The sequence below is a fragment of the Arcicella sp. LKC2W genome (genome assembly GCF_034931005.1).
In the GTDB taxonomy this organism is placed as follows: domain Bacteria; phylum Bacteroidota; class Bacteroidia; order Cytophagales; family Spirosomataceae; genus Arcicella.
In genome coordinates this window covers 96,397-110,094 of sequence record NZ_JAYGIN010000007.1, presented here as the reverse complement: position 1 = coordinate 110,094, position 13,698 = coordinate 96,397, and the positions used below count along the sequence as shown (strand labels likewise).

The following is a 13,698-nucleotide window of genomic DNA, read 5'->3' as shown; positions in this document are numbered from 1 at the left end:
ATAACTCATAGCTCAAAAGCTATCCAATGAAAAAACTATTTCTTCTCGACGCAATGGCGTTGATTTATAGAGCCCATTTTGCCTTTCAAAAAACTCCTCGAATTTCCTCTACGGGCATGAATACCAGTGCCGTATTTGGTTTTGCCAATACGCTTTTAGAAGTTATTTCCAAAGAAAAACCTACCCATATTGGCGTGGCTTTTGATACGCCAACTCCCACTTTTCGCCATGTACAATTTGAAGCATACAAAGCTCAGCGTCAGGCACAACCAGAAGATATTACGATTGCAATTCCGTATATAAAACGCCTTTGTGAAGCCATGAATATTCCGATGTTGATTATGCCGGGATACGAAGCCGATGACGTAATTGGAACAATTGCCAAACTTGCTGCCCGTGAACATGAAGATATGGAAATTTTCATGATGACTCCCGATAAAGATTACGGTCAGTTGGTCGAGGAACGTATTTTTATGTACAAACCTGCCTACATGGGTAAAGGCGTAGAAGTGTTGGGAATTGCAGAAATATGCGAGCGTTGGGGCATTGATGATGTGATGAAAGTGATTGACATTTTGGGATTAATGGGTGATGCTTCTGATAATATCCCTGGAATTCCTGGCATTGGAGAAAAAACTGCTCAAAAGCTCATTGAAGAATATGGTTCGGTAGAAAATCTGATTGCCAATGTGGATAAACTCAAAGGCAAACAACAAGAAAATGTTAGAAATTTCGCAGAACAAGGGCTTTTATCAAAAGAATTAGCGACCATTATGCTCTCTGTTCCCGTTGATTTTCACGAAGAAAGTTTGCGATTGTCGGAAGTAAATAAAGAATTACTTTCACCGCTTTTAGATGAATTGGAGTTTAGAACTTTACGCAGAAGACTGTTAGGAGACGAAACAAACAGTGAACAGTCAACAGTAAGCAGTAGTCAGAAAGCTGAAAACCGAAAGCCGAAAGCTACAACGGGACAAATGGATATGTTTGGCAGTTTAGCCCCTGAGAAACAATTGGATATATTTAGTTCAAATGATGATAATCAAACATCGAATATCGAGCTTCAAAAAGCCAACATCCACACCACCGTTCACCAATATCACCTCATCGACACGCCAGAATTACGTCAGTCGTTGATTCACTTTTTGAGTTTGCAAGATGCCATTTGTTTTGATACCGAAACTACCAGCGTCGATGCCGTTGAAGCGGAATTGGTCGGAATGTCATTTGCGTATCGTGCGGGCGAAGGTTATTACATTCCCGTACCTGCCAATCGTGCAGAAGCTCAGGCAATTGTAGATGAATTTAAGCCGATTTTCTTAAACGAAAAGATTGAAAAAATTGCTCAAAATATTAAATATGACTTGATGGTTTTGACACAATACGGCGTAGAAATCAAAGGAAAAACTTACGATACGATGTTGGCTCACTACATTATTGAGCCAGAGAAACGTCACGGAATGGATATTTTGGCAGAAGAGTTCTTGAATTACACGCCAGTGTCTATTGAGGAAATTATCGGTAAAAAAGGCGTAAAACAAGGAAATATGCGTGATGCCGATATTGAGAAGGTGAAAGAATACGCTGCTGAAGATGCGGATATTACGCTACAATTGAGAGATAAATTGCATCCAATTTTAGCTCAAAATCCAAGTGCGGTGAAATTATTTGAAGACGTAGAAATGCCTTTAACGCAAGTGCTTTGCGATATTGAAATGGAAGGCGTAAAATTGGACGTTGAATTTTTGGCAACGATGTCAAAGGTTTTGGAGAAAGATATGTTAGGAGTACAAACTCGTGTTTTTGAATTGGCAGGACAAGAATTTAACTTGAGTTCACCGAAGCAATTAGGTGAAATTTTATTCGATAAACTCAAACTCGACTCCAAAGCCAAAAAGACCAAAACTGGTCAATACATGACGGGTGAAGATATTTTATTAAAGTTAGAATTACAAAATCATGAAATTGCTCGTAAGATTTTAGATTTCAGAGAATTACAGAAGTTAAAATCAACTTACGTAGATGCTTTACCACAATTGATTTCGCCAAAAACAGGACGTATTCATACTTCCTTCAATCAGGCAGTTACCGCAACGGGACGTTTGTCAAGTACCAATCCGAACTTACAAAATATCCCAATTCGTACCGCTCGTGGACGTGAAATTCGGAAAGCATTTATTCCTAAAAATGATGATTTCTTAATCCTTTCTGCCGATTATTCGCAAATTGAATTACGCATTATGGCGGCTTTTGCCAAAGACGAATCCATGATTGAAGCCTTCAATCAAGGGCGAGATATTCACGCTACAACTGCCGCAAAAGTATTCAATGTGAGTTTAGACGAAGTGACTTCTGAAATGCGTAGAAAAGCTAAAACGGTCAATTTCGGGATTATTTATGGCGTTTCAGCATTTGGTTTAGCAGAGCAAGTGGGCGTAAGTAGAACCGAAGCCAAAGAATTGATTGATAATTATTGGAAGGAATTTCCAGCCATCAAAAAATACATGAATGATGCCGTAATCATTGCACGTGACAACGGCTACGTAGAAACCATTTTGGGACGCAGAAGATATCTCCGAGACATCAATTCTCAAAATATGGTAGAACGTGGTTTTGCCGAACGAAACGCCGTGAATGCTCCAATTCAAGGTTCGGCAGCAGACATGATAAAAATTGCGATGATAAAAGTAAACGATTTCATCAAGCAAGAAAAACTACAATCTCGCATCATCCTAACCGTACATGACGAATTAGTGTTTGACGTACATAAATCTGAATTAGAACTCATGAAAACCAAAGTCAACGAACTGATGGTCAATGCAATACCTTTCCCTGTAAAAATGGAAACGGGTATGGGTGTTGGATTGAATTGGTTGGAGGCACATTGATAAAAATATTAATAAATTACTCTATCAAGACACTTATTCTATATTCAAATAGAGTAAGTGTCTTTTTTTGCAATAAAATAATTGCTATTATATTTTGCAATAAAAAAAATGCAACACACCTTTGCGTAAAAATATCATTACAAATAAGTCTAAATTCTTTTACTTGGTTAAGTTATAAATAAGAGGCTTTACCAAGTATCACCTTACAAAAATTGAATAAAAATGAAATTAAGCATTGGTAAAACAGCTACTGGAGAAGATTTCTTCTTACGCAATGATGTTGTAGCCGAAATCTACGAAGCACTTAATGAAGGGAATCATTTGCTACTTTCTGCACCAAGAAGAGTAGGTAAAACTTCTATTATTCACTACATCAAAGATAATCCAACCGAAGATTACTATTGTGTCTATGTTGATACTGAAGATGTTACGGACAGCCAAACATTCTTCAAAGTATTATTAAAAGCCATTTTTGATATTGAAAATAAAAGTCGTTATCAGAAAAGTATTGAAAAAGCTGGAAAAACAATCAAAGGTTTTTTCGATAAAATTGATAATGTTGATATTGGCGGATTTTTCTCAATTGATTTTAGTGGAAAAGATAATGAAAGCATTGACTACTATGAAAAATTCAAAGATTTTTTAGAAAAAGTCGATTTAGACAACAGGAAAATCCTTTTGATGGTTGATGAATTCCCCGTAACTATCGAACACATCAAAGACGAACAAGGGGAACAAGCGGCTCGAAACTTCTTAAAACAAAATCGCTCAATTCGTCAAAATGATAAGTATAATCAGAAAATAAAATTCATATACACAGGCTCTATTGGTTTACTTTCAGTTGTAAAAAAGTTAAATGCCACAGTAGATGTTAACGATATTCTACCTTACAAACTAAAACCTCTTACGCTGACAGAAGGGCTTGAGCTATCTCAAAATTTACTACAAACTTATAAAATTGAGATTGAAGAAAACGTCTTGAAATATCTACTGAAAGACAAAATCGAGTGGTTGATTCCATTCCATATTCAGTTATCTATCAAAGAAATTCGTGATTTATTTCGTATTGCCCCCCAAAAGGTAAATTCAGAATTTATTGATAAAGCCTTCAATGAGCTTATTCTAAATGGAGATATTTATTTAGACCATTACCGAGGACGTCTAAGTAAGGTTTTCAATCGTGATGAACTAACATTAGTACATGGTATTTTGAAAAAATTAACTGAACAGCAAACTGTCAATGAAGCAGAATTATACGATTTAGCAGTTAAACATCATCTGGAAAATTCATTCAAGAATATTCTTCTCACATTAGAATACGATGGGTATATCGTAGAGTATTCCGATAAAAAGTGGCGATTTTATTCTCCAATTCTTAAAAAATGGTGGTCAAAAAATGTCTGAAACTAAACTAAAATATCTCTTCAATCCCACTCAAAAGGATGCCCGACAACTCAAAGCAGAGTTTGTTGTAAGAACGGCAATTTTTAATCAGATTTTCACTGATATTCAAGAAGATGCTATGCAAAAGCCTCCTCAACACTACATGATATTGGGGCAGAGAGGCATGGGAAAAACTACCCTTTTATTACGGATAAAATATGCAGTTCAAGATGACGAAAATCTACAACAATGGCTTTTACCCGTGGTTTTCAACGAAGAACAGTACGCTATGTCTGATTTGGCTTCGTTTTTTGAACATATTGCCCAAATTATTGCCGAAGACCATCCATCATCGTATGAAAGCCTTTTGGAAGAAATGCGAAAGTATGAATTTGAGAATGACTATGACCAAAAAGCATTTGAGATTTTAGTAGAATACTTAAAGAAAAATGAACAAAAAATAATTGTCTTTCACGATAATTTCGGGCAGTTCTTAGAAAAAATTGGTAAGGTAGCCACTCATCGCTTACGAAATATTCTGATGAACTCAACGCATATTCGTTTAGTGGGTGCATCTGCTACTTTATTAGAACACACTTTCAATTACAAAGAACCCTTTTTCGATTTTTTCTATCAAATTAGGCTCAAAGGAATGACTTCCGATGAAACGATTTTGCTCTTTGAAAAATTAGCCGAAAACGAAGGAAAAGCAGATTTATTCAAAGAAATATTACAAACCGAACGCCCACGTATAGATGTAATGCGTAAGCTCTCGGGTGGCGTGATACGCACGATGGTAATGCTTTTTGATGTGTTTATCGACAACGAAAAACAAGATAGTTTTAAAGATTTGGAGGCAATTTTAGACCGTGTTACGCCCCTCTACAAGCATCGCATGGACGATTTGAAACCCCAACAACAACAAATTGTGGATGCCGTTGCTCGTGCTTGGGATGCCGTAACCGTAAGCGAAATTGCCGAACTAAGCCGTGCCGAAAGACAAGGACTAAAAACCAACCAAATATCCGCTCAGTTAAAGCAATTAGTAGAGAATGGTATCATTGAAATTGAGCCACGCACCACAGGACGCACTAATTTATATCGTTTGCAGGAACGTTTTTTTAACATTTGGTACCTGATGCGTTACTCTACCCGCCAAGACAAACAGCGAGTAATTTGGTTTGTGAAGTTTTTGGAAGGCTGGTGCAATACCAATGATTTGAAACAACTCTTTGAGCGTTTTGATAATAACTTAGAAAGAGGAACTTATGAACTTAATACAGTTTTTGATAGAGCTTTGGCTTATTCGATGGTGGATAATGATGAAGTGAATAAACAAAAAATAGATTTAATAATGAAAGCAATCTCTTTTCTCGAATTAAGAAATTATGATAAAAAATCACTTGATTATTTGAAAAAAGAAGCATCTACTTTATTAATAAATCAAGCATTTAGAAGTGTAGAGAATATTTTAAATGATACACTCAAAGAACTGAGTTTATTTAATTTACGTGTAATTAGAATTTTATTAGAAGAGGCAAGTAATAAAGCAAAAACCGTTCATTCTTCTACTTTTTTCTACGAACTAAGTTTCATAACAACTACAATCGGATGGTTACTATCAGATAAAGTAGAAATATCATTAAAATCGTTTGCAATTTTATACGATAGGGAAAACTCTAATGAATATTGGACAGAATTGTTAACAACTTATTTTTTCTCATTAATAAGGTTAAAACAATATCATACCGCTAATAAACTCTTTCAAGACTACCCAGAACTCAAAGACCGCCTAAAACCCATCTACTACCTAACTATGGAATATTTAAAAGATGAATATCCAAACGAATACCTCAAAGCGGGAGAAGAATATCGAGAAACAATTGAGGAGTTGAAAGAGAGGGTAAAATGGTTTGAACAAAATTTATCGTAAAATATGAAATATTTATTTTTGGGAGTTCTCCTAACTTCATGCAGTCATTTCCCAAGCCAAACTATGACTCGGACGGAATTGTTTTTTGGTTTAGCCAAAGCAAATGGTGGTTCGGTTTCTTCGTCAGATTTTCAAGCATTTTCGGATACCGTCATTACCAAAAACTTCACAGAAGGTTCAACCATTATTGATGCTAAAGGACAATGGTTGGGCAATGATGGAAGGTTAGTTTCAGAGTCCTCAAAAGTGTTAGTTTTGGTATCTAAAATGGATAAGAAGCAGTCGGAGAAGATAGAAATGGTAAGAGATAAATACAAAAAATACTTCCAACAAGAGTCCGTTTTACGGGTAGATAGTAAAGTAAAAGTTGGATTTTAACAGTATTTCCGCTTCAAATTCAAATAAATGAAGGGTCAAAAAGTAGAAAAACATCGTTTGAGACTTTAATTGTCAAAGTATAATTGAAAGGACAGACAATTAATTTAATCAAAAATAAAAGACGATGTTAAACTTCAAAGTTGAAAACAAGGTTGCATTAGTAACAGGTTGTAGTAGTGGAATTGGAATGGCAATTGCCATTGAACTGGCTCAGTCTGGTGCGGATATTATTGGCGTAGCGGTTGATTTACCAGAAACAGGAAGCGATGTTGCGAAAGCAGTAGAAGCGGCTGGTAAAAAATTCTACCCTTACGTTGCCGATTTTTCTAATAGAGATTCTCTTTATGCTTTCTTGGATAAAGTAAAAGCTGAACATCCAAGAATTGATATTTTAATTAACAATGCAGGACATATCATGCGTAAGCCTGCGGCCGAACACCCAGACGAATATTGGGATTTAATTATTGATATTAACCTTAACGCTCAATTTATCATTACTCGTGAAATTGGTAAGCGTATGGTTGAGCAAAATTATGGTAAAATTGTTTTCACTTGCTCATTATTGAGTTTCCAAGGTGGTATCAACGTTCCAGGATACGCTGCAAGTAAAGGTGCAGTTTCTTCATTATTAAAGGCTTTCGCTAACGAATGGGCTCCATTTAATATTACAGTAAATGGCGTTGCTCCTGGGTATATTGCCACCAACAACACAACGGCTTTAAGAGCAGACGCTGATAGAAGTTCTGCCATTTTATCAAGAATTCCAGCGGGTCGTTGGGGAGAAACTTCTGACTTAACGGGTGCTTATGTATTCTTATCGTCTCCTGCTTCAGACTATATCAATGGCTCAATCATCACAGTTGATGGTGGCTGGATGGGGCGATAATATTTGTGATTTAGTGATTAATTTCACTGCAATTCAGTTGTCATTATAAAACGTCGGTAAGGTTTCATTCAACTCTACCGACGTTTTTGCTTTTCTAAATCGTTCTTGTGAAAATTAAAAATCAGCGAAAATCTGTATCATCCGTTTAATCAGTGGTCTATTTTACACTTCGCCAAATCTAACATGAAGCATAAAATTCATTAAATTGCAGGAAAAATAGCATTTCCCTTGAAAAATACTCCAACAGAAAAGAACAATCTTCATCCACGAAACCCACACCGTTTTCGATACGATTTTCCGCAACTTATCCAAAGTTGTCCAGCACTTGCCAACTACGTTTTTGTTAATCAGTATAATTCTGAAACGATAGATTTTTCCAATCCCGAAGCCGTAAAAATGCTCAATAAAGCCATTTTGAAGCATTTTTATGAGATTGATTATTGGGAAATTCCTGCCAATTATCTTTGTCCGCCTATTCCGGGACGTGCCGATTACATTCATTACATTGCCGACCTTTTGGCGGCTTACAACAAAGACCTTATTCCTGAAGGATGCTCCGTAAAAGTGCTTGATATTGGCGTAGGGGCAAATTGTGTTTATCCAATCATCGGTACAAAAACTTACGGCTGGCAATTTGTGGGGTCAGATATTGATGAAATTGCTATAAAATCTGCCCAAAAGATTACGTCAGAAAATCCATCTTTGAGCCAAAATATCGAATGTCGTTTGCAAAAATATTCAACCAATATTTTCAGAGGAATCATTCAACCCGATGAAGTTTTTGACGTAACAATTTGTAATCCTCCATTTCACGCATCACTCGAAGAAGCAACCGCAGGAACGCAACGAAAATTAAAAAACCTAAAACTCGACAATAAACCCAAACCAACCCTAAATTTTGGCGGACAAAACACCGAACTCTGGTACGAAGGTGGCGAAATAGCTTTCATCAAAAAAATGATAAAAGAAAGTTTTTCAATGGGGAATCAATGTTTTTGGTTTACCAGTCTGGTTTCTAAAAAAGAAAATTTACCAAGTATTTACCTTGCTCTAAAACAAGCAAAAGTATTTGATTTTCAAACGATTGAAATGGCTCAAGGGCAAAAAGTGAGTCGCTTTGTAGCATGGACTTTTTGGAATGAAGAACAACAGAAAAATTGGAGAGAAAAAAAGAAATAACAAAAGAAACCTTTGATTCAGATTCTTTTGTTCTATAAAAGTAACGAGTCCTTATTCTATAATCACTAAATCACCATTCACAAAATAATTTTCAGATGAACAAGAAAGAAACATTTCAAGATATAATTGATGGAGATACGCCCGTTTTAGTAGATTTTTTCGCTACTTGGTGTGGGCCATGCAAAACGATGTCGCCAATTTTAGAAGCATTTTCTAAACAAATGGGCGACCGTGTAAGAGTCATTAAAATTGACGTGGATAAAGCAACCAATACAGCAGCAACTTATAAAATTCAAAGCGTTCCAACCTTGATTTTATTTCAGAAAGGACAAATTTTATGGCGTGCTTCAGGTGTTGTTCAAAAACAACAATTGGAAAATATTATTAAAGAATTGACCGTAAAAACGTATCAAGAATAACGAAAATCTGAACTAAGACTTACACGATAAAAAGATTTTAAGATTCTTTCAGAAATCATAAAATCTCATAATCCAACAAATCTTAGTTCAGACAAACTACTTCGCCGAAACAACCTCAATTTCAAATAATAAAGGCGTATTGGCAGAAATTGACCCAGCTCCAGACGAACCATAGCCCATTGAAGAAGGAAAAATAATCGTTGCCTTCTCCCCTACTCGCATTTTAGCAATTCCTTTATCAAAACCTTCTACTACTTGCTGTTGCCCAAGCATAAAACTAAAATTGCCCGAATCAAACTCGCTATCCATCTTTTTCCCTGCGATAAATTTCCCAACATAGTTAACTGTAACAGTTTGGCTATTTTGTAAAACAGCACCAGAAGGATTCGCTTTTGTTAGAATAAAATACAAGCCCGTCGTTGAAGAATCCGTCACAACCAATTTCTTGGCTTTGATATAATTTTTAATTTGGTCTTCTTCTGGTCCTAATGCCTCATTATCGCTATTACAAGCCACCAAAAACACTGAAAAAATAAACACAAAGAATAAACTGATTTTATACATAAAACTGATTTTAAATTTTTACCTCAAAGATAAGTGATGGAATAAAATAAAGCACTGAAGCTGTTTAAAATTCCTCAAATCATTGAAAATCAAACTAATGATAATCCTAAATCGTCATTATTCCTATACAAAATACCACGCAAGTAATTCTCTCGTAAAAGGTTCTTTTAATTTTTACCATTACAAAAAGGTTTTTCTGTAATTTTGGATAATGAAAATTCCACAAGCATTAATAGATTCTCTTCAAAACATGAAGGACTTTCAAGAAGAAGCCTTCATGAAGGTTCATCAACAAACAGTGTTGCCTACTTCTATTCGTTTAAGTCCTTTTAAACCAATTGAAAAATGGAAAAACGGAGATGCTTCTCCTTCTCAACAAGAAAGAGATTTAGGAGCAAATGAACCAACTGGAGAAGTAGTTTCTCAAATACCTTGGTGCGAAAAAGGACGTTATTTAGCAACTCGTTCAAAATTCACTTTCGACCCACTCTTACACGCAGGAGCATATTTTGTGCAAGAGGCAAGTGCTATGTTTTTGGAAACGGTGCTAAAACAAACCGTTGATTTATCGAAAGACATTAAAGTATTAGACCTTTGTGCTGCTCCAGGTGGAAGTAGCACACTGATTAACAGCCTCTTAACGCCAGAATCTTTATTGATAAGTAATGAAGTTATTAGGTCGAGAGCGAATATTTTATCGGATAATTTGACTCGCTGGGGAACGATGAACACCGTTGTTACGAATAATGACCCCAAAGATTTTGCAAGGTTAACGGGCTTTTTTGATGTTTTGGTCATTGATGCACCTTCTTCGGACTCAGGTCTTTTTCGGAAATCATCCGAAATACTTAAAGAATGGTCATTAGAAAATGTTACAACTTGTGCTTTACGTCAAAAAAGGATTATTGGCGATATTTGGGCAAGTTTAAAAGATGGAGGAACATTAATATATTCAATGGCTTCTTATTCAAAAGCCGAAAATGAAGATATTATAGACTGGATTTGTGAAGAATTGGGAGCATCAAACCTGACGATAAATATTGATAATCCCATTTTGCAAGCAGGATTAAACGCAGAAGCATCTTTAACACAAAGTTCTTTCCGTTTCTATCCTGACCAAATCAAAGGAGAAGGCTTTTTTATTGCTGCTCTAAAAAAGCAAAATCCAGAGAAAGAAACCTTCGTTCGTTCAGGAAAACCCATTAAAAATAATAGTCGAAGAACTGAAAGAGAAATTTTCAGAACATGGGTTGACGATATTGATAATTTTACGTGGTTTGATAAAAATGAAGATTATTTTTTAATCAATCCCGAACACGAACATACCATAAGGTTATTACAATCAAGCCTTTCTATCCGAAAAGCAGGAGTTAAAATGGGGAAAATTGCAGGAAAAGATTTAATTCCTGACCATGAATTGGCACTGAGTTTGTATCTTTCTGAAAATATCAATCGTAGAGAACTAACTCGGGAAGAAGCTATTTCATATTTAAGAAAAGATGATTTCACACTTGAACAAGCTCAAAAAGGCTGGTCTTTAATGACATTTGAGAATCTTGGTTTGGGTTGGGCAAAAATTTTACAGAATAGAATCAATAATTATTACCCAAAAGAGTTAAAGATTTAAGTATCATTTAATTCTTAAAAAAAGCCTTAATAAATTCATTACCAATATTTTACAAAATACATACAACCTTATTAACAATCTTTTAACTTTGTAAAGGAATAACTCTTTCGGTTAAATTACTGATTAAGAAAGTATTTTACATATTTTTGTAGCGAAATAAAGAGACCACAATAATTAACTGTATGTCAGCAGGTTATTTAAAGTAGAGAATAATTAAATATTATCCACTAAAAAAGCCTGATAATAATGTTTATCTCAAATTAACGGTCTTGGTCAAGAATACCGATAAACCGTCAAAAGAACGCATGATTAACGAAGAAGCAAAAGAAATTAAAGAAGAAGTCGAAGCACAAGCTATCGAAACAAGTGAAGCTACTGAGCAAGTAGAAACACCAGTAAGTGAGGTATTAGAAGCCTCTGAACCTGCACAAGAAGTAATTGCTGAAACAGTTACAGAAACTGCTACGGAAACAGTATCAGAGCCAGTTGCAGAAGTTGAAGCTGAGCCAGTTGTGGAAACAGTTGAAGCCGTAGCTCCAGTAATTGAAACTACACCAATTGAAGTAGCAACCCCAGAAGCAGAAGTTGCAGAAACTCCAGCCGTTGATTATTCTAATTTTGGCAAAAAAGATTTCGTTCAAACATTAGAAAAATTATTGGCAGAAGTAAAAGAAACGCCTTCAGTGGGTTCTTTCAGACGTTCGGAAGATACTTTGAAAGAAGTTCGTCCACTTTTTGAGCAAATCAAAGCAACTGAAAAAGCAGAAGCTCTTGCCAAATTCAAAGCTGAAAATGAAAATTCAGAAGAAGGTTTTGATTTTAAATTTGATGCTGATGTAGAACAGTTTGATTCTCTTTTCAAAGCCTTGAAAGATGAACGTTCTAAGTATTTCCAAAGTATTGAGAAAGAAAAAGACAAAAACTTCAATCAAAAAACCGAGCTTATCAATCGCCTACGTACTTTGGTAGAAGGTGAAGATAGTAGCGACCCTGCCCACATCAAATCGGGCTTTAACGAATTCAAGAAAATTCAAGACGAATGGAAAGCCGCAGGGAACATCAATTCTCCGCACAACAACACTTTATGGCAAACTTTCCACGCCTTAGTTGATAGATTTTATAGTAACCGCAGTATCTATTTCGAATTATTAGAACTTGACCGCAAACGCAATCTTCAACAAAAGATTGAACTTTGTACCAAGATTGAAAAAATTTCGGAAGCCTCTAAAACAGAAACCGTTACAGGTAAAATGTTGGACGAAGCTGTTGCGGCTTTTGAAGAATACAAACACATTGGACCAGCTCCAAAAGAAGAAAACGAATTAATTTGGCAACGTGTCAAAGATGCTTTAGACGTAATTTATGGCAAACGCCGTGAACAATCGGAAGCATCAAAAGCAGAGGCAGAACAAGTTTTTGCTTTGAAAACTTCAATTGCTGAATTGATTGAACCGTTTGCAAGTTTCAATTCAAGCTCAATTTCAGAATGGAACGACCGTACAAAAGCTCTTTTGGCTCTTCAAGACCAATGGAACAATGTAAAAGGTTTCATGCCGAAAGAAAAAGGCAAAGAATTGAGCGATAAATTCTGGGCTGATATCAAAACTTTCTTCCGTAATAAAACTGAGTTCTTTAAAGTTTTAGAATCAAAACGTGAAGAAAACTTAGTAGCTAAAACAGCCATTATTACTGAAGTTGAAACACTTTTAGCGAGCGGAGACGAGTCGCAAGAAGCAACCAATACCGTAATTCGTTTACAAAAAGAATTCCGTGAAATTGGTCATGTTCCAGAAAAAGATAAAGATTCAATTTACGAAAAATTCAAAACTGCTTGTGATGCGTTCTTCAATGCTAAACGTGCTAAAAATCAAACAGTTGAAAAAGATTTTGAAGCTAATTTAGAAAAGAAAACGGCTCTTTGCGACTTAATCGAAGCTGAATCGGTAGAAGGTGCAAACACGGCAAGATTAGCTGAATTTAAGTCTGAATGGACAGCCATCGGTTTTGTTCCAAAGAAAGATATGCAAGCCATTGGTAAGCGTTACATCAATGCTATCAATAAGTACGTAAGTGCAATGGGCAAACTTTCAAGTAAGGAAAAAGAACAATTGACCATGACTGACAGTCCACGTCCACAACGTGGTGAGCGTACAGAAAGAGGCGACCGCAATTATGACCGCAACGATAGAGGCGGAAATAGAGATTATAGCTCAAATAACAATGCTGGCGGTGGAAATAATGATGCTCGTCGTAAAATTCAAAACATTGAAAACGACATTGCTACTTATAGAAACAATTTAGAGTTCTTTGCGAAATCTAAAAATGCTGATAAATTACGCCAAGATGTTGAAGCCAAAATTCAAGCGGCTGAAAAAGAATTGGCAAAATTGAAAGAGCAAGCGAAATAAGAAGTATTAGGATTTAGGTCTTAGTTTTTATGC

10 protein-coding genes are annotated in these 13,698 nt (G+C 35.7%); 9 read left to right on the top strand and 1 reads right to left on the bottom strand.

Annotation, left to right across the window (positions count from 1 at the left end):
• Positions 1-26 precede the first annotated feature (26 nt).
• The 7 genes from polA (at position 27) to trxA (ending at position 9,066) form a co-directional block, all read left to right on the top strand.
• The gene (gene polA, locus VB796_RS07645) at positions 27-2,888 is read left to right on the top strand and encodes a DNA polymerase I (RefSeq protein ID WP_323345932.1); all 2,862 of its coding nucleotides are present in this window, start codon (positions 27-29) and stop codon (positions 2,886-2,888) included.
• A gap of 222 nt (positions 2,889-3,110) precedes the next feature.
• Complete coding sequence (locus tag VB796_RS07640) at positions 3,111-4,292, top strand: hypothetical protein (RefSeq protein ID WP_323345931.1); 1,182 nt, start codon at positions 3,111-3,113, stop codon at positions 4,290-4,292.
• Positions 4,285-6,204: a helix-turn-helix domain-containing protein gene (locus VB796_RS07635; protein ID WP_323345930.1), complete on the top strand. Its 1,920-nt coding sequence runs from the start codon at positions 4,285-4,287 to the stop codon at positions 6,202-6,204. Before VB796_RS07640 ends, VB796_RS07635 begins: the two co-directional genes overlap by 8 nt.
• A 3-nt stretch (positions 6,205-6,207) precedes the next feature.
• Positions 6,208-6,582, top strand: a complete 375-nt coding sequence (locus VB796_RS07630) for a DUF3574 domain-containing protein (protein ID WP_323345929.1) — start codon at positions 6,208-6,210, stop codon at positions 6,580-6,582.
• 124 nt (positions 6,583-6,706) lie between these two features.
• Positions 6,707-7,468 (top strand): SDR family NAD(P)-dependent oxidoreductase, encoded by a 762-nt coding sequence (locus VB796_RS07625; RefSeq protein WP_323345928.1) that lies wholly within the window; start codon positions 6,707-6,709, stop codon positions 7,466-7,468.
• Positions 7,469-7,696: 228 nt separating this feature from the next.
• A complete protein-coding gene (rlmF, locus tag VB796_RS07620; protein WP_323345927.1) occupies positions 7,697-8,647 on the top strand; it encodes a 23S rRNA (adenine(1618)-N(6))-methyltransferase RlmF in 951 nt (316 codons plus the stop codon).
• A gap of 95 nt (positions 8,648-8,742) precedes the next feature.
• The gene (gene trxA / locus VB796_RS07615) at positions 8,743-9,066 is read left to right on the top strand and encodes a thioredoxin (RefSeq protein WP_323345926.1); all 324 of its coding nucleotides are present in this window, start codon (positions 8,743-8,745) and stop codon (positions 9,064-9,066) included.
• A gap of 96 nt (positions 9,067-9,162) precedes the next feature.
• Here the strand turns inward: trxA and VB796_RS07610 are convergent, their stop codons facing one another.
• Entirely contained in the window at positions 9,163-9,630 is a 468-nt protein-coding gene (locus VB796_RS07610) for an FKBP-type peptidyl-prolyl cis-trans isomerase (protein ID WP_323345925.1), read from the bottom strand.
• A 211-nt stretch (positions 9,631-9,841) separates the two neighbouring features.
• Between VB796_RS07610 and VB796_RS07605 the strand changes: the two genes are divergently transcribed.
• Together VB796_RS07605 and VB796_RS07600 are read left to right on the top strand one after the other, a co-directional pair.
• Positions 9,842-11,257, top strand: a complete 1,416-nt coding sequence (locus VB796_RS07605) for a methyltransferase RsmF C-terminal domain-like protein (RefSeq protein ID WP_323345924.1) — start codon at positions 9,842-9,844, stop codon at positions 11,255-11,257.
• Positions 11,258-11,526: 269 nt separating this feature from the next.
• Positions 11,527-13,665 carry a DUF349 domain-containing protein gene (locus tag VB796_RS07600; RefSeq protein WP_323345923.1) on the top strand — a complete coding sequence of 713 codons (2,139 nt, stop codon included), beginning with the start codon at positions 11,527-11,529 and terminating at the stop codon, positions 13,663-13,665.
• Positions 13,666-13,698: the final 33 nt, after the last annotated feature.

What these genes read in the sequence shown, in the direction of transcription:
- VB796_RS07625 (WP_323345928.1), top strand. Translation starts at nt 6,707, where the DNA reads ATGTTAAACTTCAAAGTTGAAAACAAGGTTGCATTAGTAACAGGTTGT.
- polA (WP_323345932.1), top strand. Translation starts at nt 27, where the DNA reads ATGAAAAAACTATTTCTTCTCGACGCAATGGCGTTGATTTATAGAGCC.
- VB796_RS07640 (WP_323345931.1), top strand. Translation starts at nt 3,111, where the DNA reads ATGAAATTAAGCATTGGTAAAACAGCTACTGGAGAAGATTTCTTCTTA.
- trxA (WP_323345926.1), top strand. Translation starts at nt 8,743, where the DNA reads ATGAACAAGAAAGAAACATTTCAAGATATAATTGATGGAGATACGCCC.
- VB796_RS07605 (WP_323345924.1), top strand. Translation starts at nt 9,842, where the DNA reads ATGAAAATTCCACAAGCATTAATAGATTCTCTTCAAAACATGAAGGAC.
- VB796_RS07630 (WP_323345929.1), top strand. Translation starts at nt 6,208, where the DNA reads ATGAAATATTTATTTTTGGGAGTTCTCCTAACTTCATGCAGTCATTTC.
- VB796_RS07610 (WP_323345925.1), bottom strand. Translation starts at nt 9,630, where the DNA reads ATGTATAAAATCAGTTTATTCTTTGTGTTTATTTTTTCAGTGTTTTTG.
- VB796_RS07635 (WP_323345930.1), top strand. Translation starts at nt 4,285, where the DNA reads ATGTCTGAAACTAAACTAAAATATCTCTTCAATCCCACTCAAAAGGAT.